General features: G+C 68.8%; 22 protein-coding genes and 1 pseudogene. 7 read left to right on the top strand and 16 right to left on the bottom strand.

What is annotated here, in order from left to right:
* Positions 1–81: 81 nt before the first annotated feature.
* The 3 genes from ACF08M_RS20330 to ACF08M_RS20320 are packed head-to-tail and all read left to right on the top strand — an operon-like array spanning position 82 to position 926.
* Positions 82–315 (top strand): hypothetical protein, encoded by a 234-nt coding sequence (locus ACF08M_RS20330; RefSeq protein ID WP_392186642.1) that lies wholly within the window; start codon positions 82–84, stop codon positions 313–315.
* Positions 305–736 carry a DUF6193 family natural product biosynthesis protein gene (locus tag ACF08M_RS20325; RefSeq protein ID WP_392186641.1) on the top strand — a complete coding sequence of 144 codons (432 nt, stop codon included), beginning with the start codon at positions 305–307 and terminating at the stop codon, positions 734–736. Before ACF08M_RS20330 ends, ACF08M_RS20325 begins: the two co-directional genes overlap by 11 nt.
* Positions 690–926, top strand: a complete 237-nt coding sequence (locus tag ACF08M_RS20320; protein WP_392186706.1) for a hypothetical protein — start codon at positions 690–692, stop codon at positions 924–926. The genes ACF08M_RS20325 and ACF08M_RS20320 overlap by 47 nt, the downstream gene beginning before the upstream one ends.
* Positions 927–1,139: 213 nt before the next feature.
* On the opposite strand, the gene ACF08M_RS20315 is transcribed toward ACF08M_RS20320, so the two are convergent.
* A complete protein-coding gene (locus ACF08M_RS20315; RefSeq protein ID WP_392186640.1) occupies positions 1,140–3,689 on the bottom strand; it encodes an NPCBM/NEW2 domain-containing protein in 2,550 nt (849 codons plus the stop codon).
* Between the two features lie 966 nt (positions 3,690–4,655).
* On the opposite strand from ACF08M_RS20315, the gene ACF08M_RS20310 reads away from it, so the two are divergent.
* Positions 4,656–4,958: a hypothetical protein gene (locus ACF08M_RS20310; protein WP_392186639.1), complete on the top strand. Its 303-nt coding sequence runs from the start codon at positions 4,656–4,658 to the stop codon at positions 4,956–4,958.
* 642 nt (positions 4,959–5,600) lie between these two features.
* Here ACF08M_RS20310 and ACF08M_RS20305 read toward each other — a convergent pair.
* The 4 genes and pseudogenes from ACF08M_RS20305 to ACF08M_RS20290 all read right to left on the bottom strand — a co-directional run.
* A complete protein-coding gene (locus ACF08M_RS20305) occupies positions 5,601–6,020 on the bottom strand; it encodes an ankyrin repeat domain-containing protein (RefSeq protein WP_392186638.1) in 420 nt (139 codons plus the stop codon).
* A 22-nt stretch (positions 6,021–6,042) separates the two neighbouring features.
* Positions 6,043–6,348: a hypothetical protein gene (locus tag ACF08M_RS20300; protein WP_392186637.1), complete on the bottom strand. Its 306-nt coding sequence runs from the start codon at positions 6,346–6,348 to the stop codon at positions 6,043–6,045.
* Between the two features lie 505 nt (positions 6,349–6,853).
* Entirely contained in the window at positions 6,854–7,129 is a 276-nt protein-coding gene (locus tag ACF08M_RS20295; RefSeq protein WP_392186636.1) for a hypothetical protein, read from the bottom strand.
* Positions 7,130–7,569: 440 nt separating this feature from the next.
* A pseudogene (locus tag ACF08M_RS20290) lies at positions 7,570–8,761 on the bottom strand (RHS repeat-associated core domain-containing protein); the annotation flags it as partial.
* Between the two features lie 263 nt (positions 8,762–9,024).
* Here ACF08M_RS20290 and ACF08M_RS20285 point away from each other — a divergent pair.
* Complete coding sequence (locus ACF08M_RS20285) at positions 9,025–9,255, top strand: hypothetical protein (RefSeq protein ID WP_392186635.1); 231 nt, start codon at positions 9,025–9,027, stop codon at positions 9,253–9,255.
* A gap of 13 nt (positions 9,256–9,268) precedes the next feature.
* Here ACF08M_RS20285 and ACF08M_RS20280 read toward each other — a convergent pair whose 3' ends face one another.
* From ACF08M_RS20280 to ACF08M_RS20255, 6 genes are all read right to left on the bottom strand, one after another.
* Positions 9,269–10,474, bottom strand: coding sequence for an erythromycin esterase family protein (locus ACF08M_RS20280; RefSeq protein ID WP_392186634.1), 1,206 nt, complete (start codon positions 10,472–10,474; stop codon positions 9,269–9,271).
* A gap of 76 nt (positions 10,475–10,550) precedes the next feature.
* Complete coding sequence (locus tag ACF08M_RS20275) at positions 10,551–10,913, bottom strand: hypothetical protein (RefSeq protein ID WP_392186633.1); 363 nt, start codon at positions 10,911–10,913, stop codon at positions 10,551–10,553.
* Between the two features lie 312 nt (positions 10,914–11,225).
* The gene (locus ACF08M_RS20270; protein ID WP_392186632.1) at positions 11,226–12,554 is read right to left on the bottom strand and encodes a class I SAM-dependent RNA methyltransferase; all 1,329 of its coding nucleotides are present in this window, start codon (positions 12,552–12,554) and stop codon (positions 11,226–11,228) included.
* Between the two features lie 122 nt (positions 12,555–12,676).
* Positions 12,677–14,725, bottom strand: coding sequence for an APC family permease (locus tag ACF08M_RS20265; protein ID WP_392186631.1), 2,049 nt, complete (start codon positions 14,723–14,725; stop codon positions 12,677–12,679).
* A 113-nt stretch (positions 14,726–14,838) separates the two neighbouring features.
* A complete protein-coding gene (locus ACF08M_RS20260; protein ID WP_392186702.1) occupies positions 14,839–15,888 on the bottom strand; it encodes a 1-aminocyclopropane-1-carboxylate deaminase in 1,050 nt (349 codons plus the stop codon).
* A 137-nt stretch (positions 15,889–16,025) separates the two neighbouring features.
* Positions 16,026–16,859, bottom strand: a complete 834-nt coding sequence (locus tag ACF08M_RS20255) for a GntR family transcriptional regulator (protein ID WP_392186630.1) — start codon at positions 16,857–16,859, stop codon at positions 16,026–16,028.
* A 271-nt stretch (positions 16,860–17,130) separates the two neighbouring features.
* On the opposite strand from ACF08M_RS20255, the gene ACF08M_RS20250 reads away from it, so the two are divergent.
* Both ACF08M_RS20250 and ACF08M_RS20245 read left to right on the top strand, forming a co-directional pair.
* A complete protein-coding gene (locus ACF08M_RS20250; RefSeq protein ID WP_124721011.1) occupies positions 17,131–17,799 on the top strand; it encodes a TrkA family potassium uptake protein in 669 nt (222 codons plus the stop codon).
* Positions 17,799–18,476: a potassium channel family protein gene (locus tag ACF08M_RS20245; protein WP_392186629.1), complete on the top strand. Its 678-nt coding sequence runs from the start codon at positions 17,799–17,801 to the stop codon at positions 18,474–18,476. Before ACF08M_RS20250 ends, ACF08M_RS20245 begins: the two co-directional genes overlap by 1 nt.
* A gap of 152 nt (positions 18,477–18,628) precedes the next feature.
* Here ACF08M_RS20245 and ACF08M_RS20240 read toward each other — a convergent pair whose 3' ends face one another.
* From ACF08M_RS20240 to ACF08M_RS20220, 5 genes are all read right to left on the bottom strand, one after another.
* Entirely contained in the window at positions 18,629–19,393 is a 765-nt protein-coding gene (locus tag ACF08M_RS20240) for a DUF3159 domain-containing protein (RefSeq protein WP_392186628.1), read from the bottom strand.
* A gap of 3 nt (positions 19,394–19,396) precedes the next feature.
* Positions 19,397–19,813, bottom strand: coding sequence for an OB-fold nucleic acid binding domain-containing protein (locus ACF08M_RS20235; protein WP_392186627.1), 417 nt, complete (start codon positions 19,811–19,813; stop codon positions 19,397–19,399).
* 195 nt (positions 19,814–20,008) lie between these two features.
* Positions 20,009–20,701, bottom strand: a complete 693-nt coding sequence (locus tag ACF08M_RS20230) for a response regulator (protein WP_389803690.1) — start codon at positions 20,699–20,701, stop codon at positions 20,009–20,011.
* A 70-nt stretch (positions 20,702–20,771) separates the two neighbouring features.
* Positions 20,772–23,315: an ATP-binding protein gene (locus ACF08M_RS20225; RefSeq protein WP_392186626.1), complete on the bottom strand. Its 2,544-nt coding sequence runs from the start codon at positions 23,313–23,315 to the stop codon at positions 20,772–20,774.
* A 288-nt stretch (positions 23,316–23,603) separates the two neighbouring features.
* A complete protein-coding gene (locus ACF08M_RS20220; protein WP_392186625.1) occupies positions 23,604–24,353 on the bottom strand; it encodes an ABC transporter ATP-binding protein in 750 nt (249 codons plus the stop codon).
* Positions 24,354–24,522 lie beyond the last annotated feature (169 nt).

Raw genomic sequence — 24,522 nt, 5'->3', positions numbered from 1 at the left:
AGCCATGCCGTCCTCGGCCGGACAGAGTCACCCTGGCTCTTTCCCGGTGGACAGCCCGGCCGACCGATCAGCGCCTGGGCCATGGACGAGAGGCTCCGCAAACTCGGCATCCGGCTCGCGGAAGCCCGCTCGACCGTCCTGTTCCAGCTCGCCACCGAACTGCCCGCCGCGGTCCTCGCCCGCACCCTCGGCATCGACATCACCGTCGCCGTTAAATGGCAGCGGGCCGCCGCTGGAGACTGGGCCGCCTACGCAGCCGAAGTCAGCCGCCGGACGAATCACTCTCGCCAGGAGGAAGACACCCATGCCCCTTGATGACCAAGGCACGAATGTCCAGCCACCCACAGGCCACGAGATCACGGAAGCAGGCTGGCAGGCCGTTCGCCGAGACGGGCGAGTCCGCGACGAACTCATCGTCGCCACCTGCCGGGAGCCTCGCCTACGGCAGCTCTTCCCCTGGACGGGCATGGGAGAACTGCACTTCAGCCGCTGCACCGAACCCCGCTGGACATGGGACATCCCATACATCCAGCCCGCCAAGGGTGGTGGCTACTGGGTTTCCGGCCCTCTACGCACCGAATCAGTCGGTCCGGCCGCAACCGCAGAAGACGCCATCGCCATGGTCATCGCGAAGTTGCCAGCCAACGCCAGCCCAGCATTCATGGGAACGGCCGAACAGCTTGCGGCCCATGAAGCTTCGCTTGGCCCACACACCCGACCACGACTCTGTCGGTGATCTTGATGGACCCGGTCAGGTGCCGAGGGTGCGCCAGGACGGCGATCGCACCATCGGCAACCTCGCCGCCGCAAACCTCGGCCAGCCGGCCACCGCCGCCAAGCGCAGCCTCAAGAAGATCCAGTACCGCCCACACCTGGCCGACGGCTGCCTCGCGGGCACCGGCCTGGCCATGAACGCCTGCCCATGAACACGCCGACATCACGCATTCAAATTCAGTAGCAGCTGACGGTTCCTGTCACGACGGGCCCGCCGGAGTCGGGTGCATGTGATGATGCCGGCCGTCTTCTCCCCGGCCGGAGAATGACCCAAGCTCCGCGGCCGCTCCTCGGGTGGGGCCGACCGGATTCCCGGCCGGCCCCGCCGCCGTCCCTGCGGTGTCGCCTGCGACAGGGGTCGGGCGTTACGGCAGCAGCTTGGCGCCCGCCCAGTCGGCGTGGTCGCTGTTGATGCCGTCGCCCCCGTCGGTCACCTTCAGGACCAGGGACTTCACGCCCTTGACGCTGACGTCGACGGACCGGGTCGGGCTCGCCGACGTCATCACCTCCGGAGTCTCGTACAACTTGGTGCCATCGCCCCAGACTTCGAACCTGACGGTCGAGTTCGCGCTGACCTCGTCATCGACGCCCACGTCCGAATGGAACCGCGAGTAGGCGCCATTCAGGGTGTACGTGACGGTGCTGTTGGCGTGCGTGCCGACGCCCTTGGCGTACGCCGTGCCGTTCAGCCTGATCGGGTTCCCGTCGACGCTCCGGTCCTTGCGCAGGGTGCCGAAGTCGCTCCGGGCGTCGCTCCAGGTGAGATCACTCAGATCGACCGTCTGTCCGTTCCCGCTCGCGGTGGTGGTGACGGAGACGGCGATGCTGGCGTCGGAGGCGTTCTGGGCGGCGTCCACCGCCTTGACGGTGAACGAGTACGGCGTCGAGGCCGACAGCCCCGTGGCGGTGAAGCTCGTGCCCGCGGACGAGCCGACCAGCGTGGTGCCCCGGTAGATCTGGTAGCCGGTCACACCGACGTCGTCGGTCGAGGCCGTCCACTTCAGGTCCACGCTGTTCGAGGTCACGTTGCCGGCCGTCAGGCCGGTCGGCACGCTGGGGGCCGTGGTGTCGCCGACCGTGGTGCCGGCGCTCGCGGTCACGGACGCGCCGGCGGCCACCGGGACGGTCACGTAGGAGACCGTCTTGCCGTAGAGCGACTTGGTCTGCGGCGTCTGCGCGACACCGTTCACGGTGATCGTGGAGGGGGTTCCGTAGAACTGGGCCTCCCAGGTAACGGTGCCGCCGGAGTTGTTGGTCAGCGTGGAGGCCGTCGTACCGGTGTGCTTGAGCTTGAGGTCGTTGTCACCGACCTTGAGGTGGTCGATCTCCACCCACGGCGTCTCGGAGGTCAGCCGGGGGACGGTGGCCACCGTGTCGTGCGGGGCGTCCGGCTGAACACCCATCATGCCGTCGATGACGCTGCTGACCGCGAGGAACGAGATCTCCGGGTAGCTGTCGCGGCCGGTCATGAGCTTCTTGAGCCAGGCCCAGCCCTCCGCGGACCGGTTGTACTGGTAGTACATCTCCGGCAGGTAGGAGGTCGCCTCGACGTTCAGGTCGTCGTCGTTGGCGGCGATGAAGTCCAGGTAGCTGTTGGTCCTGGCGCCGTGGTCGCCCAGCCCGGTCAGCATCATCAGGAAGCTGGCCTCGTGGCCCCAGCTGCTGTAGCCCGTGCCGGCCGCGTCCTTGCCGCGGAAGTACCGGTTGTTCGACGCGTCCCACCATTTCGACTCGAAGTCGTCGCGCACCCGTTGGGCCCGGTCGGCCCACTTCGAGCTGTTGGCGGTGTCGCCCTTCGCCTTCAGGATCTCCGAGTAGGCCAGCATCGACTGGTACTGGTAGCCGAGCGAGTCGGCCGCCGAGACCAGGTTCTCGTTCGGGAACTCGAAGTACGTTGCCGTGTACTCCCCGGGCTGCTTCTTCGAGACCGGCTGCTCACTGGACGGGTTCGCGTCGTTCCACACCACCTCGTGGTCGGTCAGGAACTGACCCATCGTCGAGTCGTAGTATGCGGAGAGGGTCGGATCGTTGATCCAGTCCGAATTGCCCGTCCACTGATACTGCTTGTACGCCTTGGCCATCAGGTTGAACGGTGACGGCAACTCCCGGAACCCGGTGCCGTCGATGTAGTACATGGCGCCGTACGAACTGTGTGCCCACAGCGGCCAGCCGTTCTGGTCCGGATCGTCGGCGTCGTCGGCGAAGGTCCTCAGCATGTTGAAGGTCTCGGCATCCAGGCCGAGCGCGTGCGCGCCGTCGGACTGGTGGGAGATGTCCCGGTTGTAGAAGGACTCCCGGTTGGTGTACGCACCCCAGTAGCCGGGGGTCACCGAGGTGTGGGTGGAGTTCTTGAGGCGCCACCACTCCGGTTCGTGCCCCATCATCGGGTTGCCCGGGTGGAAGGTCATGCCAAGGGCCCGGTTCTTGCCCCAGTCGAAGCCGTCGTTCAGCGTCGTGTTCGGCGAGTTGATGGTCAGTGTGCTGGTCGGTGGACCGACGTGGGCCTGGATCGTGATCCTGTCGACGCGCGGCACGTCGTCGGCAGAGGTGGCCGTCAGCTCGATGACGTCACCGGGCTTGAGCGTGACCTTGCTCGACGTCCGGGTGTCGATGTTCACCGGGTCGGCGTAGTCACGGCCGTAGCGCAGGGACGACGGCCAGGAATCCACCTGGGTGGAGTTAACGGAGAGCTTGTACGTCACTCCGTTCGCGGTCTTGCCGTTGTAGCGCGTGATGAGGTCGTACGTCCCGTCGGCGCCGTTGAAGGCTGTCCTGGCGGTGCTCGTCTGTCCCGACGCGCCTCGGGCGTAGGTGACCTTGTCGACCGAGCTGCCGTTCCAGGTGTGGTCCACGGTCTCCGTCGCGAAGTTGGTCAGCGACATGTTCTCGACTTCGAGCACGTAGGGCCCTGCCACCGACCCCGCCGCCGCGGGGGAGGCAGGCAGGGCTGCCGCGGCGGCGACCGTTGCCAGTACGGCGGATAGTGCACAGGCTAATCGACGCATGTGTGATCGATCCTTTCGAGTGGGGGCGCTCCTCGTTCCGGGGACGGCCGACCTCAACCGCCCAGCCGTGGGGTGTGGAATGTGCCGGGCGGAGCGCTCCCGGCGGCTCCATCCGCCGCGCGCCATGTTGGAAGAAGTTGACCTGTGTTGCATATTGAGTACTTCGCGGCGAAGCGCTGTCAATAGCTGTGACGGGCTCGGCTGTTGCGCTTTCATTTCCGTGCAGACCTGGCCCCCCATCCCGATCTCGATCGCGTCGGCCCGGATGATGTCGAGTCTCCACAGGTCAGCTTCGTGAAACGATCGGGCGGCACCGAGTGGCCGAGGCGGGAGGACCCCACCGTGGAACGCCTCGTACGACCCGGGCTCGATCGTCAACTTGCACAGGATGGCTGACGCTGGTTCAGAAAGGCTTCAATGTGATATTGCATGCCGCGACAAGCGTGAGTAGCGTCCTGATCCGCAAGGCTCAGCGCCGCACACCCAGGAGCAGCCCCAGGCCGGCGCGTCAGGGCCGGGAGGGGGGCCGGTTCCGGGCCAGTGGTGTGCCGAAACCGGTCGGCGGGCCGCTGGACGGCCTGTTGCCCGGCATCACCGGCTGGACGCAGGAAGAGATCGACAGCAGTGTCACCTCGTGGGTGACGGGCTTGCAGTATCCGCTGCTGCCGGCGGCCTTGTGCCTCGTCCGCCGCCTCGACCCGCTCGGAGCGTTCGACTGCCTCCCGCCCCGGCGGCGGGTCGTCCGGCGGGCCGGCCGGGTCGGCGGGCGCGGATCACGCTCGGGCGGCAACATGCGCAACGGTTACCGGGCCAAGTGGATTAGGCCAAGCGGCCGAAAATCTTCCTCCGGCCGTCTCCGCAGGAGTGGAGGCATACATGTACGTCTGCATGCCGGCGGGCCTCGATACGGTCCGCTGCACCCAGCGCGTCGTCGCCGCCGAGCTCCGGCTGCGGCACTGCCCCGCTGAGCAGATTGCCGACACCCAGCGCGTCGTGGCCGACCTCCTCGATACGCCCTGCCGGACGGCAGGCGTCAGCCAGTACGGCCTTACCATCCAGCAGTCCCCCACCGCCCCCGGAGCAATCCGTGTGAGCGTGAACACGGACGGCATGAGCACGCAGCGCGAGGTCCCTACCCCCCGCCCCCGGACTCCCGCCGACGACAGCCCAGAACTCTGAGCGGGGCCGGCCGGGCACCCTTCATGCACGGGGCGGGCCACCCTCGGCGCGGAACAGCCAGGCGCAGAAAGCGGGTTGGCGCAGAGAGAACCGGCGGCCTGGAGCTGGGACTCTGGTCCAGGATGCTGGCGGGCGAGTTCCCATGGGCTGAACAGGACGGGCCGGGCAGCCTGCCAAGGCAGCGAAGGCGCAAGGGAGTCGGACCGCGCTGAGGGGTCTCCGTGGCCCTGGGTAGCCAGAGCACCAACGGAGGCCGGGCCAAGGCGCATGAGGTCGCAGGCTGGCCGAGGTCAGCGGTGTCGAGTGAACTTCTACCTCTCACCGATGTGAAGTCCGACTGGACCGCCCGACGGCTCAGTGCTCCTGCCGACGACCCGGAAACCAGTCATTTCGTCCGACTTGACCTGTGAGCTTCACATCGGCTCGGCACCAGCACCGGCACCGGCACCGAAGGCCGCGGCGAGCGTGTACCCCACGGAAGCATGAGCCAGGAGGCTTCGGCCTGGTTGCCTGCCGCGTCGTACGTATAGCGCTCGGTCCAGTCGGTGGCATGGGCGGCGGTGACAGGATCGACGAAACAAATAGGGGCACCCCCAGCAGCACTCGGCAAACCGGAGGTGCCGGCCGTCCGGTGGGGACGGCTCAAACGGTGAGGTTGCGCAGCCGGTCCAGGACGGCTTGCCGCTGCTCGGTGTCGTCGCTCCAGCCCTGTGCCCAGTCGAGCGCCGAGCCGCCCCCCGACTCCCGAAGGTGCGGGTCGGCTCCATGGCGTAGCAGCAGCTCGACGAGGGGCAGGTTCGCTTTGGCAGCGGCTGCGGCGAGTGGTAGTCCGCTGCGCCATCCTCGGGATTCGGCGTTGGGCAAGGCCCCGGCCGCCAGGAGCAGCTCGGCACAGCGGTTTTCGCCTTGGACGGCGGCGAGGTAGAGCGGTGTGGCTCCGTCGGGGTCGCGGGTGTCGGGATCGGCCCCTTGGGCGAGGAGTCGCTGGAGAAGTCCGACGTGTCCGCCACCGGCAGCCGCGGCAAGCCGCTTCGGCAGCTTCTTACGTTCTCTGTTGTTCACGTGTTTCCACGGACGCGGGGGCCTACCGCCTGGAGCTGCGGAAGGTGCAGTGGTGCGCCCGGTACCCCTTTCCGTACTTCTTGCTGATCTGGGCTTGTACATCTCGCTGGGCGGTCTTCTCGGCCTCCGACTTGCTCTTTCCCTTTCCGGTGCCCTTGAGCTGCTCCTTTCCGTGGTCGCCGCTTCCGATCTTTTCGACACCACAGACGGCGGTGGAGTACCACGCCTTGGGCTTGGCCATGGCGGCGTCTGAGGCTTCGGCGGTTCCGGTGAGGGCGAGCAGGGCGCATGCCGCTGCCGCGGTCCAGCAGGCGATGGACTTCGTCACGATGCCTCGCTTTCGGTTGGTGGGGTGGGCGCGGTGGCGCCCGGCGCACACGATGGCATGCGCTGAGGATGGGATTGTGCGGCCGTTCAAGGCTGGAGTTGACCTGCGGAACGGTTCTTCGCCCGTTGCTACGGGGGCGGGCGGCTTTTACGGGGCGTGGTGGTTTCACACGTTCGCGTGAGGTGCGGCTGCTGCACGGCAGCACCTACGGGATGCCCGGATGATCTGACGATCTTTCAGGTCGCGGACGAGCGCCAGGAGATGCTGGCCTCTCCTCTGCCTACCAGGCTGCGATGGCTGTGGAACAGAGGCGGAGAGCAAGCTGCGCCCGGAGCCGCCGGCCCAGCCGACTTCGTCCAGCCGCCGGCTTACGCGGAGATACTCGGATCCTCGCTGCCACAGCAGATCCAGTGGCTGTGGGAACGAGGCCCTCGGCCGCTGTCGGCGCAGGCCGAGAGTCCGGGCCCACATATCGACGCGAACCGCGCCCACGACCGGGAGAACATCACGAAGCGGACAAAATTTTTCGCTTCTCCGTCTCGTAAACCTCAACCGCGTGCGGCTCGCGATCATAGTACGAATCCCAGAAGCCCAGTTGATTCCATGATTCCGGACACAAAGCAAAAGATCCTGTCTCGTACTGAAAATATTTCCAGGTCGGCGGCAGGGCATGCGATGTCACTACGAAGGCCCTACTGTCGAAAAGTGCACTGTCTCCCCCGGCTACCTCAACCCGGAACAGTGCACCTTTTCCGTATTGTGCGAAAACTTCGAGGACCACGTATTCCAGCCCCTCCTTGAGTGAGTCAATGCCTTGGAGAATCCGAGAGTCCGAGGTCTGCGGAAATGTAAATCGAGCACGCAAGTGCATCACCTTCTATTCATGATGACCTTGTAGTCATAGTTGAGAAGTCTGCCGGTCTCGGGGTTGTAGTAATAATGGACCTGGAAGTCCCCATAAGGCGACTGGTGGGTCTTGGTGGTGTACTTGCCCCAATCACTGAGGTCGCTGCCGTCAGCGGTCATGAGCTCACGCACGGCAGGATTCCCGATGCGCTCGCCTGGGATGACGTGCCGAGATTCTGCTCTTGCCTGCGGGGTGAGCCATCCGTCCTCATTGAACATGGACCCCGCTGATTCGCCGCGCAACCGATCAGCAAGCCGTTCCGCTTCAGCTGAACCAGCGATGAAGTTCTCATTTGTCTGCTTGCCTTCCTTACCGGTTTCGTTCAGGCATCGTGGTGCAAGACCCAGCGGATCACTCCACCCATGGGGGTTGCTTACGTAAGTCGCGGGGTTCGGTGACGGCGCCAGTCCTAGGGGGTCAGCGGTGAGGTAACAGGCGGATTCGGGGCCATAGTGGCGGAAGTAGTTGTAGTGGATTCCTGTTTCCGAGTCGAAGTACTGACCGGGGAAGCGCAACGGCGTGTACGCCGAGCTTGTCGCTGTCCAGGCCGTAGCGCCCCACAGAGTGCTACGGGTGTGCCACGTAACATCGCCTCTTTCGTCGACGAGTTGGCTGGGCGCACCGACGAGGTCGGTAATGATGGCGAAGAAGCGGGAGTCGATCTCGCTCCGCGAGGTCTGGTCTGCAGTAATGCGTTCCGTCTGACATATGGGTCGCAGGCCATCATGGTCCCAGGTAAGAGTCACAGGGTTAGGTAGCGCGTGTGACCCGGTCGTCTGTTCGCACAGCGTCGTACCGTCCCATGTAAAGTGCACCTGTTCAACGACTGTTTCACCGTCAGCGGCGAAACAGAACTTGGCCACGCGACGACCGAGGGCGTCGTAGTGATAGCGCCACACCACCCCGTCCGGCGTGGTGACCGAGCGCATACGATCCTCGGCGTCCCATTCGTAGCGCCAGGTGTCCGGTTTACGAGAGAGGCGCGTCCTCCGGCGAATGGTGATGCGGCCGAGGGCGTCGTGTTCGTAGCGGAGTTGCCCGCGCGTTTGATGGTCGTGCCGGTGTACTCGCGTCTGCCGAGCGCCTCCTGGCCGGGGTGCGAAGCTGGCCGGGGTGCGAAGCCGGCCAGGATGCCTCGCTCTGGTTGCCTGCCTCGTCGTAGGCGTAGCGCTCGGTCCAATCGGCCGCGTGGACACCGGTGACGTGGCCGGCCGCGTCGAGGTCGAAGGTACGGGTGCCGACGAGCTGGTCGGTGAGTGCCACCAAGTTGCCGTCGGCGCGGTAGGTGTAGTCCCGGCGCTGAATGCTGCGGCCCGCACCAGTGACTTGTTGGCTGGTGAGGCGACCCACCACGTCGTACTGGGAAGCCAGGGTGACGGTGTCGCCGATGTGGCGTGCGATCTCCTGGCCGGCCATGTCACGCTCGAAGGTGAGCATGCGGCCCGAGGTCGTCAGGGAGCTGCGGCGGCCCGCTGCGTCGTATATCCAGGTACTGGCCGCCCCGGTCGCAGAAGCCGGATCCAGGGCCTCACGCGGTATCGGCCGCACCTCGGGAGCAGGCCAGTCGGCCAAGTCGGCGATCTTCGAACGCCGGACAGGCTGCTCTGTTACGTCATCCCCGTCATCGAACACGCGCCGAATGCTGTCCCGGCATGCTTCCCAGAAGCAACGAACAAAAATGGCCAGCCAGTCATGACCCGGACCCGGCCTGGCTCCACGCACGCCGGGATGGGCCTGTAAACACCCCTGAGCAATGCTCCGCTGAGCTGGTGCCGGACTCCCTGGGCACCAGCCGTCTGCTGCACGACGGCTGTCTCCTCGGCATCTTCACGTCGACCGGGGACGGGACGGTCAGCGCCGAGTGGGAGGGGGCGAAGAGCGAAGAGCGCGTGGAGCCCAACGACGCCACCGCCGGGTACACGCTCGCCGCCGCCTTCGGGACGGGGGCCGACCCGATGTGGAAGCTGACACTGAACGCCCTGCTGGAGATGTGGCCATGAGCAGGGTCCACCCTCATTCCTCAGCCTGCGGCAGCGGGTGGGAGCAGGTCGAGCGGGCAACGAAAACGATGCCGTCGTAGTCCTTCGCCGGTACGAGCGGCGCAGTGTGGAACCGGTAGGAGAACCGCGGCACGTTGGCGCCGAAGCTGCGCTGTGCCTGCGGCGCGTGCAGCCAGGGGGCGGTGCAGCGCAGGTCGATGTAATAGTCGCCCTTCAGGGCGTCGGCGAACCGTGCCTCGATGGACCGGGTTCCGGTGCCGATGCGGTGCCGTACGGGAGGAGCCTGGAGGTCGTCGCCCCTGCGGGCGAGGAAGGAGCCCTCGCCGAAGAGCAGGGCCAGGGCGTAGTAGCGATCGCCGTACCGCTCACGGAGCCTGCTGCCGAGCGCGGTGACCCGGTCCCCGTACGTGCCCTTCGCGAGGTGGCCGTTGTGCGCCCAGACCATGACCCGGGCCGTCGGATCGTCGTCCACGAGGCGGGCGACGGCGTCGGCCATGGCGCGGTCGCGGACGGCGAAGGCGCTCTCCTCACTCGCGGACTGGTCGAGCGAGCGGGTCACGAGGTCGGCGGCGCGGACGAGGATCCGAGCGTGCTCCACGACGTCGTCGTCGGCGTCGTCGTGGTCGGCGAGGTGGCGGGCGACCTCCTCGGCGCGGTGCCGGAGCCCCTGTTCGGGGTCGGGGCGCGAGCCGGGGCGGGCGTGGACCAGGACCTCCAGGGCACGGGCGTCCTCCTCCCGTTCGGGCGCGTGTCCGCGCAGGAAGGCCGTGACGGCCTCGACCGAGTCGGCGCCGCGCTGCGGGTCGATGCCGACGAAGCGGACCCGGCGCTCCTCGGGGAGTTCCCGGTTGTGTGCGCGGAGCCACTCGACGAGGTCGACCATCTCCTGGGTGCGCCAGGTCCAGAAGCCGAGCCGGACGACGAGGCGCGCGGGGTCGCCGACGCCGTGCCGGACGTATCCGTCCACGGCGCGGGCGGCGGACTCGCTGGCCTCCATGGCAAAGGTGGTGAACCCCTCCTCGCGTACCAGGAACTCCGTGATCCGGTGCTTCAGCCGGAAGAACTCAGCGGTGCCATGGGTGGATTCGCCGAGACCGACGATCCGGGCACCGCGCAGCTTCACCCCCAGCGGCTTCAGGTCGTCGGTGGGCGCACCTGGGGTCAGCGTGTCCAGCGGGCGGGCGTGCTCGGTCAGCCAGCGGGCGATGTCGTCGGGCACCGGGGTGCCTCTCCTCCCTGCGTGCGGCGGAGCTCGGCCCCTGCGGTCCGCCCGTGTCGCCGCACCCGATCGTGTATCAGCTCTCCGCCTCGCAGCACGCCGTCAGAATGTCCCGGAGGTCTCGTACGGCGTCCTCTCGGCCATGGTCGGAATACACGCCCGCGACGTTGACGACAACTTCGTCCACGCCCGCACGGCCGTATTCGGCCAGTCCGGCTGCGATCTCCTGGGCTGTGCCGTGTAGGAAGACGCCGGCGTCGACGAGGGCGCGAGCGCCGAGGTTCGGGCGACTGTGGTGCACGCTCAGCCCAGCACGGCGGAGCATGTCTGAGTAGTGGGGTCCGGCGAGATGGGCGCGGGCCGCCGCGTAGGCAAGCCGGTACGGGTTGCGGTGCGGGCGGTTGACGGCGGCGTGCACGACGGTTACCGCGCGCGGCACGGGGCGGCCCGCCTCGGCGGCGCCCTTGGCCGAGCACCAGTCCCCTGCCGTCCAGGTTCCAGGACCTTCGCCGGCAGCGAGGCCAGCTCATGGCGCTGTCTGGTCTCTTCCGGGGCATCTGACCAGCAGGGCTCAGTAGGTCTACGCTCAGCGTCGCCTACCCTCGGCGCCCCATCGGTCTACGCCCCCTGACGGGGCCCGACCTGCCCAACAGATTGCCTGACACTCCATCAGAACGAGCGTCAAATGAGCGTCAAGATATCGCCCGTAACGCCCACACCGCACATAATGCGCACGCACAAAAACCGCAGGTCAGGACCCCTTCGCGGCCGGTTCGAGGATGGCAACGCACTCCACATGGTGCGTCATCGGAAACAGATCGAACGCCCGCAGCGTCCGCACCCTGTACCCGCCCTCCCGGAAGTACGCCAGGTCACGCGCCAGGGCCGCCGGGTCGCACGCCACGTAGGCGATGCGGCGGGCGCCCAGGCCCGTCAGGCGCTTGACCGTCTGCTTGCCGGCGCCTGCGCGCGGGGGGTCGAGGACGATCAGGTCGGTCTCGGTGATGCCGGTGCGCGGCAGGATCTGGTCGACCTTGCCGTGCTCGATGCGGACTCGCTCCAGGTCCTTCAGGTTGTGCCGGGCATCCTCGACGGCCCGCTTGCCGGACTCGATGCCGAGGACCGCGCCCTTCTCACCGATGCGCTGGCCGAGGGCGCCCGCGAACAGGCCGACGCCGCAGTAGAGATCGAGCGCGGTGTCGCCCTTGCGGGGCAGCAGGCCCTGCATGACGGCGCGGACGAGGGTGTTGGCGGCCTGCGGGTGGACCTGCCAGAAGCCGCCCGAGCCGACCCGGTAGGTGCGGTCGTCGGCGCGCTCGCGGACGAAGGCGCGGCCGTGCACCCGGTGGACGCCGCCGTCGCGCTCGTCGACGCGCATCACCGAGACGGGCTTGTCGAGCTCGACGAGGGGCAGTCGGCCGCCCGGCCTCGGGGTGAGGATGACCTGGCGGTCGTGGGAGCCGGTGGCGGCGATGGCTTCCACCGACGCCATGCCGGGCCATTCCCGCTTCTCGACGCCCAGCTCGGTGACACCGGGGGCCGCGATCAGGCAGCGCTCGATGGGCTCCACGTCGTGCGAGCGGTGCTTGCGCAGGCCGACCCGGCCCTCCTCGTCGATGGCGTACTGGACCCGGGTGCGCCAGGCCGGGACCTCGCCCGCCGGGAGCTTGTCGCCCTCGGCCGGCATGACGGTGCCGTCCCAGCCCGCCTCCTCGGGGGTGAGGCCCGCGAGGCGCTGGAGCTGTTCGGCGATCACCTCGCCCTTGAGCCTGCGCTGGGCGCCGGGCTTGGCGTGCTGCCAGTCGCAGCCGCCGCACTTGCCGGGGCCCGCGTACGGGCAGGGAGCCTCGACGCGGTCCTTGGACGCCTCGACGATCCGTACCGCGTCGGCGCGCAGGAAGCGGGAGTCGCTCTCGCCCTCGGTGACCTTGGCGACGACCTTCTCGCCGGGCAGTGTGTGCCGTACGAAGAGGACCCTGCCCTCCGGGGTGCGGGCGATGCAGTGGCCGCCGTGTGCGACGGGCCCGACCTCGACCTCGTACTCCTCCCCGACCAGCGACGACGTGGGTTCGTTCTGCATGAGGGGGTGGCTCCAGAGATCAGGGGAAAACGGCCGGACAACAACCTACGAGTTTACGTGGGTGTCATCCGGCCGCTTACCACGTGCTCGGGCGGGCGGGTGCGCTCGCCCTTGTCGGCAGGTCAGCCCCGGTTGGCTGGTTCCTTGGGCCTGCGCTCCACGGGTCCGCGGCGCACCGAGCCCGGTGCGTTCCACTCGGCGCGCTTCCTGGCGCGCTTCTTGGCCGCCTCGGAGGACTCCAGCTGGTACGGCACGGAGGTCACCATCACGCCCGGAGTGAACAGCAGCCGCCCCTTCAGACGCAGGGCGCTCTGGTTGTGGAGGAGGTGTTCGTACCAGTGGCCGACCACGTACTCCGGGATGTACACGCTCACGACGTCGCGCGGGCTGTCCCGGCGCAAGCCCTTCACGTAGTCGATGACCGGGCGGGTCACCTCTCGGTACGGGGAGTCGAGGATCTTCAGCGGGATGTCGATGCCGCGCCGCTCCCAGTCCGCCTTGAGCGCCTTGGTCTCGGCCGCGTCGACGCTGATGGAGAGCGCCTCCAGGCGGTCGGAGCGGATCAGCTTGGCGTAGGCGAGGGCGCGCAGCGTGGGCCGGTGGAGCTTGGAGACCAGGACGATCGAGTGGACCCTGGAGGGCCGCATCGTCTCGTCGGGCGGGGTCTCCTCCGCCGCGATCTCCTCGGCGACGCGGTCGTAGTGCCTGCGGATCGCGGTCATCGTCCCGTAGAAGATCACCATGCCGAGCAGCGCGACCCAGGCGCCGTGGGTGAACTTGGTGGCGAGCACCACGACGAGCACCAGGCCGGTGAAGAAGGCGCCGAAGGTGTTGATCGCGCGGGAGCGCACCATGTGGCGGCGTTTGGCCGGGTCCTTCTCCGTCGCCAGGTGACGGTTCCAGTGCCGGACCATGCCGATCTGGCTGAGGGTGAAGGAGACGAAGACGCCGACGATGTAGAGCTGGATGAGCCGGGTCGAGTCCGCTCCGTAGACCCAGGTCAGCAGGATCGCCGCGCCCGCCAGCAGCACGATGCCGTTGGAGAAGGCCAGCCGGTCACCGCGGGTGTGGAGCTGGCGCGGCAGGTAGCGGTCCTGGGCGAGGATCGAGCCGAGCAGCGGGAAGCCGTTGTACGCGGTGTTGGCGGCCAGGAAGAGAACGAGTGCGGTGGCCGCCGCGAGAACGACGAAGAAGAACGTGCCTTCGCCGAAGACGGCGGCCGCGACCTGTGAGATCACCGGATCCTGGACGTATCCGGAGCCGACCGGGACACCGTTGTTGATCAGGTCCCTGGCCGGGTTCTCCGCCATCTTCACATCGGTGGCCATGGCCAGGCCGATGATGCCGCAGAACATGGTGACGGCCAGCAGGCCCATCATCGCGAGGGTGGTCGCCGCGTTCTTGCTCTTCGGCTTGCGGAAGGCGGGCACGCCGTTGCTGATCGCCTCGACGCCGGTGAGAGCGGCGCATCCGGAGGAGAACGCCCGCAGCAGCAGGAAGACCAGTGCGAAGCCGGCCAGCCCCTCGTGCTCGGCCCTGATCTCGTAGCCCGAGGTCGGGGCGTGCATGGTGTCGCCGAGGACCAGGCCCCGGAACGCACCCCAGGTGATCATGATGAAGACGCCGGCCACGAAGAGGTACGTGGGGATGGCGAAGAGCTTGCCGGACTCCTTGACACCACGCAGGTTCATCAGCGTCAGCAGCACGATGGCCGCGATCGCGCACGCCGTCTTGTGTTCGACGACGAACGGGATCGCGGACCCGAGGTTCTCCACCCCGGAGGCGATCGACACGGCGACGGTCAGCACGTAGTCGACGAGCAACGCACTGGCCACGGTGAGCCCGGCCTTGGGTCCCAGGTTGGTGGTGGCGACCTCGTAGTCACCACCACCGCTCGGGTAGGCGTGCACGTTCTGCCGGTAGGAGGCAACGACCGTGAACATCAGCACCACGACGGCGAGTGCGATCCAGGGGCTGAAGTTGTAAGCCGACACGCCCGCGACGGAAAGCACCAGGAGAACTTCTCCTGGTGCGTACGCCACCGATGAAAGCGGGTCGGATGCGAAGACCGGAAGTGCGATGCGCTTGGGGAGGAGCGTTTCTCCCAGCTTGTCGCTGCGCAGCGCCCGTCCGATCAGAATCCGTTTGGGCAGGTCGGTCAGTTTGGACACGCAGAGGATCGTAAGCGTTTCGTATGGAAGGCGCAGACCCACCACCCTCGCGGCCCTGCAATGTCCTGCGCTCGGCCGAAAAAGCCACAAAATCCTTAACGAAATCCTTGCACTCAGGCATCCGCGAACAAGCTGCTGTAACCATTGAGCGCAGGCTGGCCGCCGAGGTGGGCGTAAAGAACGGTGGATTCGCGGTCGATCTCGCCGCGCGCGACGAGGTCGACCGTCCCCGCCATCGACTTTCCCTCGTACACGGGGTCGGTGATCATGCCCTCGGTGCGGGCGGCGAGCCGCATCGCGTCGAGGGTGGCGTCGTCGGGGATGCCGTACGTACCCGCGTGGTAGCGCTCGTCCAGTTCGACGTCGTCCGCGGTGAGCTCACGGCGCACCCCGATGAGCCGTGCGGTACCGGCCGCGATCCGGGCGACCTGCGCACGCGTACGGGCGGGTTCGGCCGAGGCGTCGATGCCCAGCACACGGCGCGAGCGGCCGCCCGCCTCTTCGAGCGCGGCGAAGCCCGCGACCATCCCGGCCTGGGTGGAACCGGTCACCGAGCAGACGATCACGGTGTCGAAGAACACACCGAGCGCGCGCTCCTGCTCGGCGACCTCGTACGCCCAATGGGCGAAACCGAGCCCGCCGAGCGGATGGTCGGACGCACCGGCGGGGATGGCGTACGGCTTGCCGCCCCCCTCCTCGACCTCGCGCAGCGCCTGCTCCCAGCTCTCCTTGACACCGATACCGAACCCGGCGCGCACCAGGCGGACATCGGCACCGGCCAGGCGGCTGATCAGGATGTTGCCGACCTTGTCGTAGACGGCGTCGGGCCACTCGACCCAGCTCTCCTGGATGAGTACGCACTTGAGGCCGGCACGGGCGGCGACCGCCGCGACCTGGCGGGTGTGGTTGGACTGGACGCCGCCGATCGATACGAGCGTGTCGCAGCCCTTCGCCAGGGCGTCGGCTACGAGGTATTCGAGCTTGCGGGTCTTGTTGCCGCCGTAGGCGATGCCGGAGTTGCAGTCCTCCCGCTTGGCCCAGACGGCGGCGCCGCCGAGGTGGTCGGTGAGCCGGTCCAGACGGTGGACGGGAGAAGGGCCGAACAGGAGGGGGTAGCGGTCGTAGGAGGAGAGGGAGGGGAAGGAGGACGGGGACGGGGACAGGGAAGAGGCGGAGGCGGAGGAACGAGAAGGCGGGGTCTGGGGTGTCACGGAAGCTCCCTTGGGCCGGGGGTGGTGTGGTGACGTGGGTGGTGGTGGCGGTGATGGGGGCGATGGCCGTCGGGGCGTCCGCGGGCCTCTCAGTCGGTGCTCGGTCCGGCCTGGACGTCCGCGGGTGTCCGGCCGCCGCTCGGACTGGCGGAGCCACGACCCCGGCCGGTACGTCCGGGAGTACCTCCAGCCGTGCTCGGGCCGGCGGCCTGGAACCGCTCGTCGGACGTATCGGCGGCCGGACCGGTGCGCGAATCGCCGGAGGGCTCGGCGGCCGGATCGTCGGCGAGTTCTTCGAGCGCCCGCCAGATCTCGGCGGTGACCCGGGCCGCCGCGTCGGCATCGCGCCCCGCGCACGCCTCGATCAGCCGGTCGTGCAGCTCCGCCGAGCCGTGCGCCGCACTCGCCGTGCCGAACCGCCGCCACTCCAGGCGCCGGATCAAGGGGGTGTAGCGCTCGATGGTGGCGGCCACGGCACGGTTCCCGCAGGCGTTGACGAGGACGTCGTGGAGCCGGTCGTCGGCATGCAGCGCGTCCGCCACGTCACCGCGGCGGGTCGCGTCCCGGAAGCGGTCGTTCGCCTCCCGCATCGCGGTGATGTCCGGATCCGTGAGGAGGGGTACGGCGGTCCTGGCGGCCAGTTCCTGCATGGCCTGTACGACCGCCGCCGCGTCCCGTACGTCACGCGGCACCAGGCGGGTCACCCGTGTGTAGCTCTGCGGCTTGGACTCGACGAGGCCCTCGCCGGAGAGCCGGGACAGCGCGTCGCGGACCGGGGCCCGGGACAGGCCGAGACGTTCGGCGAGGTCGGCGTCGCGGACCGGGGCACCGGGCGGGATGTCGCCGCGGACGATGGCGTCACGGATCGCCACGTAGGCGGTGTCCCGCAGCAGGGTCCGTCGGACGGGGCGCAAGGTCTCCATGAACTGACATGTTAGATGTCTGCCCTCGTGGCGTTCAAGAGTCCGTTTCCCGGGGTCGCAGCCGACGGCCCTCCCCGTCCGCATCGCGGGCGTGGCGAGGGCGTGGCGAGGGCGCACTCGGATGAGGCCTCGCACTCCCGGCCGCATAAGCTCATCCTGGGCGACGGGGCAAACCGTTGCCCCGTTGTTTGCCCGGCAAGCTGAGGAAGAAGTGTGAGCAGGGTGTTTTCGCAGGTCAGCCGGACGATCAGGACAGCGAGGTAGGCGCAAGGTGCACATCGTCATCATGGGCTGCGGGCGAGTAGGAGCCGCTCTCGCGCAGACCCTGGAGCAGCAGGGGCACACGGTCGCCGTCGTCGATCAGGACCCGACCGCGTTCCGGCGTCTCGGGTCCGGCTTCGGCGGGCGGCGCGTCACCGGTGTCGGCTTCGACCAGGACACCCTTCGTGAGGCGGGGATCGAGGAGGCCGGTGCGTTCGCCGCGGTGAGCAGCGGCGACAACTCGAACATCATCGCCGCCCGGGTCGCCCGCGAGATGTTCGGCATCGAGAATGTCGCGGCGCGGATCTACGACCCCCGGCGCGCCGAGGTCTACCAGCGCCTCGGCATCCCCACGGTCGCCACGGTGCGCTGGACCGCCGATCAGATGCTGCGGCGACTGCTGCCCTCGGGCGCCGAGCCGCTGTGGCGGGACCCGAGCGGCGGCGTGCAGCTCGCGGAGGTGCACACCACCCCGTCCTGGATCGGCCACAAGATCAGCACGCTGCAGGAGGAGACAGGCGTCCGCGTGGCGTTCCTCACCCGGTTGGGCGAAGCCATACTGCCCACCTCGCAGACGGTTCTGCAGGAGGGCGACCTGGTCCACGTGATGATGCGTACGGACGAGATCGCGAAGGTCGAGGCGGCCTTCGCCGAGGGTCCTGAGGAGGGCGGTCACTGATGCGTGTCGCGATTGCCGGGGCCGGCGCGGTGGGCCGTTCCATCGCGGGCGAACTGCTGGAGAACGGGCACGAGGTGCTGCTCGTCGACAAGGCGCCGACGGCCATTTCCGTGGAACGGGTGCCGATGGCCGAGTGGCTGCTGGCGGACGCCTGCGAGATCACCTCGCTCGACGAGGCGGCGCTGCAACGCTGCAGCGTCGTGATCGCCGCGACCGGCGACGACAAGGTGAATCTGGTCGTCTCCCTGCTCGCGAAGACCGAATACGGCGTACCGAGGGTCGTCGCCCGGGTCAACAACCCCAAGAACGAGTGGCTGTTCAACGAGGCATGGGGAGTCGATGTGGCGGTTTCCACGCCCCGTCTGATGTCGGCCCTGGTCGAGGAGGCGGTGAGCGTCGGCGATCTGGTCCGGCTGCTGCGCTTCAGCCACGGCGACGCCAACCTGGTCGAGCTGACACTGCCCCCGGAGTCGGCGCTGGCCGGCACCCAGGTGGGCGAAGTGGCCTGGCCCGACGACACCTCGCTGGTCACCATCATCCGCGGGCAGCGCGTGCTGACTCCGAGCACCGACGAGACGCTGGAGGCCGGTGACGAGCTGCTCTTCGTGGCCGCGCAGGCGCGCGAGGAGCAGCTGGAGGACCTGCTGTCGGTGCGCCGGGGCGACTCGGACGACTGAGAGCCTGTCGGGTGACCTTCGATCCCGATCAGAGGTCACCCGACAGGCTCTGAGACTCCGGCGACTGACCGGAATGGCCCTGGACAGACGGAAGAGCCCGGAACTGTGTCACTTTGTCACGGTTCCGGGCCCTTCCGTCTGTCCAGGGCGGTTCAGTATTCCTGCTGGCTCGCCGCGGCGGCGGCCGCTTCCGCCTTGCGGGCCTTCTCGGCCTGCTCCTGCGCCTCCATCTCGGCGAAGACATCGATGGGCGGCGGCGCCTTGGCAAGGAAGACCCAGGTCAGATAGACCGCGAGCAGGAACGGGGGAATCTTCAGCGCGACCAGGATCCAGCCGAGCTGCGTGGTGTCGGCCCACCAGTACAGCGGGAAGAGGATCGCGCACTTGGTGAGCAGGATCAGGCCCCAGGCGTAACTGGCCTTGGCGTACGCCTTCTTGCGGCCGGGGTTCCTGGTGCGCCAGGAGAGGTTCTCCTTGAACAGCGGGCCCAGGATCAGACCGATCAGTGGCACCCCCGCGAGGGTGGTGATCAGGTAGGCGAGCGCCAGGCCGAGCGTGTAGAGCATGCCCGGCAGATAGAAGTCCTTGGCATTGCCGGTCATCATCGCGAAGACCACACCGAAGGCCACGCCGAAGACACCGCTGAAGGCGTGCTTGACGGTGTCCCTGCGGATCAGCCGTACCGCGGCGAGGACCAGGGAAACCACCAGGGCCGCGATGGCCGAGAGGTGCAGGTCCTTGTTGATGGTGAAGATCGTGGCGAAGAGCACTCCGGGAAGAACTGTCTCCAGCATCCCCCGGACACCGCCGAATGCCTCGAAGAGTACTGCCTCGGTGACCGCCTTCGCGTCAGCCTCCTGCTGGTCGGTGTGGTTGGTGCGGTCCGTGTCGGACGTCGGCTTGTCCAGAGACGTCACCGGCTACTCCTTGCCGAACGGTCGGAGTTCGTATTTGGGGTTGAACAGCACCCGGCGTCCATGGCTCATGGCGATCCGGCCCGAGGCGATCAGCTTGCGCCCCGGTTCTATGCCCACGATGGAACGCCGGCCCAGCCAGACCACGTCCAGCGGCGCGGTGCCGTCGAAGAGCTCCGCCTCCAGGGCGGGCACTCCGGCACGCGGTCGCAGGGTGACGGTCCGCAACGTACCAGTCACCTTCACGATCTGCCGGTCGGTGCACTCGGAGATCCGCGTGCACCCCGACGCCTGCGCGTCCTCCTGCAGCTCCTCGGACTCCAGGTCCTCCTGGGAACTGGACAGCCGGTCGAGCATCCGCCGGAAGCGGCCGGACGGCTTCGCCGCCTTGCCGGGCTTCTCGGATCGAGGAACAGCACTCATAACCGAAGGGTACCGGTCTCCTGTGCCCCGAGCGGGCGCCCCGGGTCTCACTCGACCGGGTTGCTCACCGGGGTTACGGAGCAGGGCCGCCCCGCGAGGCGGGGAATACGTCACGGGGCCGCCCGGCGGCGCAAGGACATGAACGCTGCCGGCCGTGGGTGCTGCCGCTGGTGAGCGCTACCGGGCGCGGCCCGTTCAGCCGCGCTCGAAGCGGTAGCCCATCCCCGGCTCGGTGACGAAGTGCCGCGGGTGCGACGGGTCTGCCTCCAGCTTGCGCCTCAGCTGTGCCATGTAGACCCGCAGGTAGTTGGTCTCGGTGCCGTACGAGGGCCCCCAGACCTCCTGGAGCAGCTGCTTCTGGCTGACGAGGCGGCCGCTGTTGCGGACCAGGACCTCCAGCAGGTGCCACTCGGTGGGGGTGAGCCGTACGTCGCGGCCCTCGCGGTGGACCTTCTTGGCCGCCAGGTCGACGGTGAACCCCTCGGTCTCGACGGTCACGATGTCGTCGGAGCCGTGCTGGCCGACGGGTTCGGCGCGGCGGACGGAGGCGCGCAGCCGGGCCAGCAGTTCGTCCATGCCGAACGGCTTGGTGACGTAGTCGTCGGCGCCGGCGTCCAGGGCCTCGACCTTCTCGTCGGAGGTGTGGCGGGCGGAGAGCACCAGGATCGGCACCCGGGTCCAGCCGCGCAGCCCCTTGATCACCTCGACGCCGTCCATGTCGGGCAGTCCGAGGTCGAGGACGACCACGTCGGGGTGGCGGGCGGCGGCGAGCTGAAGGGCGGTCGCGCCGTCGGGCGCGGCGTCCACCTCGTACTTGCGTGCCTTCAGGTTGATCACGAGGGCGCGTACGATCTGCGGCTCGTCGTCGACCACAAGCACCCGGGTCATGGGGGCCCTGCCTTTCTGCTGTACGGCGATCTCCCGGAACGTTGCGGAGATCATGAGGTGACCTGCGAGGTCATGAGGTGACCCGCGCGGGCAGGTCGGGGCTGACCGGAACGTATCCCGATGCCGCCCTGAGCGTCAGCACCATGGTGAGGCCGCCGCCGGGGGTGTCCTCGGCGTCCAGGGTGCCGCCCATGGACTCCACGAAGCCGCGGGCGACGGCGAGGCCCAGTCCGACGCCCGCGCCGCGCGGAGCGTCGCCGTAGCGCTGGAAGGGCTCGAAGATGCGCTCCTTGGCGTCTTCGGGGACGCCGGGACCACGATCGGCCACCCGCAGTTCGACGCGTGAGCCGAGCGCACTGGCGGAGACGATGACGCGTTCGCCGTAGGGGCTGTACTTGACCGCGTTCTCGACGATGTTGGCGACGGCCCGCTCCAGCAGCCCGGGGTCGACGTCGACCATCGGCAGCGTCTCGGGGATGTCCAGGTCCACGCTGCCCTCGGGGACGCCTCCGAGCGCCATCGGGACCACCTCGTCGAGGTCTATCTCGCGGATCAGCGGCGTGACGGTACCGGTCTGCAGCCTGGACATGTCCAGGAGGTTGCCCACGAGGTGGTCGAGGCGGTCTGCGCCGTTCTCGATGCCCTCCAGGAGTTCGGCCTCGTCCTCGTCGGACCAGGCGACGTCGTCGGAGCGCAGGGAGCTGACGGCGGCCTTGATGGCGGCGAGCGGGGTACGCAGATCGTGGCTGACCGCGGCGAGCAGCGCCGTCCTGATCCGGTTCCCCTCGGCGAGCCGCCGGGCCTCCTCCGCCTGGCCGACCAGGCGCTGCCGGTCCAGTACGACGGCGGCCTGGGCGGCGAACGCGCCGAGCACCCGGCGGTCCTCCGCGGGCAGCACCCGGCCGGAGAGCGCCAGCGCCATGTGGTCGCCGACCGGCATGTCCACGTCGGCGTCCTCCGGCCGGGCCACCGGGGCCGGCCCGACGCTCCCGGCGCAGGTCCACGGATCGACGTCGCTCTGCCGCTCCAGCAGGGCGACGGACTCCATGCCGAAGGTCTCGCGGACCCGGTCCAGGAGCGCGTCCAGGGTGGTCTCGCCGCGCAGCACACTGCCCGCCAGGAAGGAGAGGATCTCCGACTCGGCCCGCAGCCGGGCCGCCTGGTGCGTGCGGCGGGCCGCCAGATCGACGACCGAGGCGACCGAGACGGCCACCGCGAAGAAGATCAGGATGGCGACGAAGTTCTCCGGGTCCTGGACGGTCAGCGTATGCGTGGGCGGGGTGAACCAGTAGTTCAGCAGCAGCGAGCCGGCGGCGGCCGAGGCGAGGGCGGGCAGCAGCCCGCCGATCAGGGCCGCCGCTACGGTCATGAAGAGGAAGAGCAGGACGTCGTTGGCGAGCCCGGGGCCGCTGTCCACGCCGATCAGGAGCAGCGTGAGAAGGGCCGGGCCGCCGACGCCGACCAGCCAGCCCCAGATGATCCGGACCCTGCCCAGCCGGGCGCCGCGGGCGATGGGCAGCCCGCGGCCCTTGGCGACCTCCTCGTGGGTGACGATGTGGACGTCGAGGTCGGGGCCGGACTCACGGGCGACCGTGGCGCCCACGCCCGGTCCGTAGATGTACTGCCAGGCCTTGCGGCGGCTGGAGCCGAGGACGATCTGCGTGGCGTTCACCCCACGGGCGAATTCGAGGAGCGCCGACGGTATGTCGTCGCCGATGACGTGGTGGAACGTGCCGCCGAGGTCCTCCACGAGGGTGCGCTGGACGGCGAGTTCCTTGGGCGAGGCGGCGGTCAGTCCGTCGCTGCGGGCGATGTAGACGGCGAGGATCTCGCTGCCGGAGCCCTTGGCCGCCATGCGGGACGCGCGGCGGATGAGCGTTCGGCCCTCGGGGCCGCCGGTGAGTCCGACGACGATGCGTTCGCGGGCCTGCCAGGTGGTGCGGATGTTGTGCTCGCCGCGGTACTGCTGAAGGTATTCGTCGACCCGGTCGGCGACCCAGAGAAGGGCCAGTTCGCGCAGGGCGGTCAGGTTTCCCGGGCGGAAGTAGTTGGACAGCGACGCGTCGATCCGGTCCGGCTTGTAGATGTTGCCGTGGGCCATCCGGCGGCGCAGGGCCTGGGGCGACATGTCGACGAGTTCGAGCTGGTCGGCCCTGCGGACGACCTCGTCGGGGACCGTCTCGCGCTGGCGTACGCCGGTTATCGCCTCGACGACGTCGCCGAGCGACTCCAGGTGCTGGATGTTGACGGTGGAGATCACGTCTATGCCGGCCTGGAGGAGCTCTTCGACGTCCTGCCAGCGTTTGGCGTTGCGGGAGCCCGGCACATTGGTGTGCGCCAATTCGTCCACCAGGGCGACGGCCGGGGCGCGCTCCAGTACCGCGTCGACGTCCATCTCGGTGAAGACGGTCGAGCGGTACTCGATCTCGCGCCGCCGGATCTGCTCCAGGCCGTGCAGCATGACCTCGGTGCGCGGGCGGTCGTGGTGCTCCACGAAGGCGACGACGCAGTCGGTGCCCCGCTCCACGCGCCGGTGGGCCTCGGAGAGCATCGCGTACGTCTTGCCGACGCCGGGTGCTGCACCCAGGTAGATCCGAAGCTTGCCGCGTGCCATGGCCCCATTGTCTTCTCTGAACCGGCTGCGGCCGATGCGGCAGCCGGTTCGAAGCTACCCCGAGGATTCCCGACATAGAGGACGTGGGGTGGGGTGGGGGACCGAATTGACAGGATTCTGACGCCCGGGCGCGCGATCGGCAGGCCGGTCTCGCGGCATGACGACGCCCGGCGGACCGCCCCTGCGGGATTCCGCCGCCCGGGCCGGGGCCCGGTGGGCCGGTCCGGCGATTTCGCGCCCATCCGGGCGAGCCCGGCCTCCTCCCCCGCTCCCATGCCGCCCCGCCCGCTACTCGTGCTCGACGATGTGCCCGTCGCTCAGTTCCAGCACCCGGTCCGCGAGCCCCAGCAGCTGCGCGTCGTGCGTCGCGACCAGTGCGGTGACGCCCTCGCTCCGCACCACCGCCCGCAGCAGCTCCATCACCGCGAGCCCGGTCTCCGCGTCGAGCTGCCCCGTCGGCTCGTCCGCGATCAGCAGCGCGGGACGGTTGGCCAGCGCGCGGGCGATCGCAACGCGCTGCTGCTGGCCGCCGGAGAGCTCTCCGGGGCGCTGAGCGGCGTGGTCGGCGAGGCCGACCATGGAGAGCAGCAGCGCCACCCGGTCCTCGCGCTCGCGCGAGTCCGCCTTGCGCAGCCGCATGGGTACCCCGACGTTCTCCGCGGCGGTCAGGATCGGGATCAGACCGAACGACTGGAAGATGAAGCCGATCCGGTCCCGGCGCAGCTCCAGGAGCTCGTTCTCGCCGAGGTCGGCGAGGTCCGTACCGTCGACGGTGATCCGGCCGCCGTCGGGGCTGTCGAGGCCGCCGACCAGGTTGAGGAGTGTGGTCTTGCCGGAGCCCGAGCGGCCCTTGAGCGCGACCAGCTCGCCGCGCGGCACCTCGAACGACACCCCGCGCAGCGCGTGCACGGCCCCGGCGCCGGAACCGTACGAGCGGTGCAGGTCCTCGACCCGGACCATGGGTCCGCGGGCCGGGTCCTCGACGACTGCGGCGCCGCCCTGCCCGCCGGTGCTCGTCCGGCCCGTGTTGTCGGTCATGCCTCTCCCCCGTACATGTCTCTCCCCCGTGCGTGCTCGGTCCCGTCGGCCGCCAGTATGTGCATGCGACCGGGGGCTGGGCAATGGCCGGCGGGTGCTGATCGGGAGTCCGGACGGCCCCGGTGTGGTGCCGGGCCGCCGCAGGGGCTCTCCCGGAACCGGATGCGGA

This window comes from Streptomyces sp. NPDC015032 (assembly GCF_043080425.1).
GTDB lineage: Bacteria > Actinomycetota > Actinomycetes > Streptomycetales > Streptomycetaceae > Streptomyces.
Note: the sequence above shows the minus strand (reverse complement) of the source record. Positions and strands in the feature narration are given on the sequence as shown.

What these genes read in the sequence shown, in the direction of transcription:
- ACF08M_RS20270 (WP_392186632.1), bottom strand. Translation starts at nt 12,554, where the DNA reads ATGCAGAACGAACCCACGTCGTCGCTGGTCGGGGAGGAGTACGAGGTC.
- ACF08M_RS20235 (WP_392186627.1), bottom strand. Translation starts at nt 19,813, where the DNA reads ATGAGTGCTGTTCCTCGATCCGAGAAGCCCGGCAAGGCGGCGAAGCCG.
- ACF08M_RS20330 (WP_392186642.1), top strand. Translation starts at nt 82, where the DNA reads ATGGACGAGAGGCTCCGCAAACTCGGCATCCGGCTCGCGGAAGCCCGC.
- ACF08M_RS20230 (WP_389803690.1), bottom strand. Translation starts at nt 20,701, where the DNA reads ATGACCCGGGTGCTTGTGGTCGACGACGAGCCGCAGATCGTACGCGCC.
- ACF08M_RS20225 (WP_392186626.1), bottom strand. Translation starts at nt 23,315, where the DNA reads ATGGCACGCGGCAAGCTTCGGATCTACCTGGGTGCAGCACCCGGCGTC.
- ACF08M_RS20220 (WP_392186625.1), bottom strand. Translation starts at nt 24,353, where the DNA reads ATGACCGACAACACGGGCCGGACGAGCACCGGCGGGCAGGGCGGCGCC.
- ACF08M_RS20325 (WP_392186641.1), top strand. Translation starts at nt 305, where the DNA reads ATGCCCCTTGATGACCAAGGCACGAATGTCCAGCCACCCACAGGCCAC.
- ACF08M_RS20310 (WP_392186639.1), top strand. Translation starts at nt 4,656, where the DNA reads ATGTACGTCTGCATGCCGGCGGGCCTCGATACGGTCCGCTGCACCCAG.
- ACF08M_RS20255 (WP_392186630.1), bottom strand. Translation starts at nt 16,859, where the DNA reads ATGGAGACCTTGCGCCCCGTCCGACGGACCCTGCTGCGGGACACCGCC.
- ACF08M_RS20320 (WP_392186706.1), top strand. Translation starts at nt 690, where the DNA reads ATGAAGCTTCGCTTGGCCCACACACCCGACCACGACTCTGTCGGTGAT.
- ACF08M_RS20245 (WP_392186629.1), top strand. Translation starts at nt 17,799, where the DNA reads ATGCGTGTCGCGATTGCCGGGGCCGGCGCGGTGGGCCGTTCCATCGCG.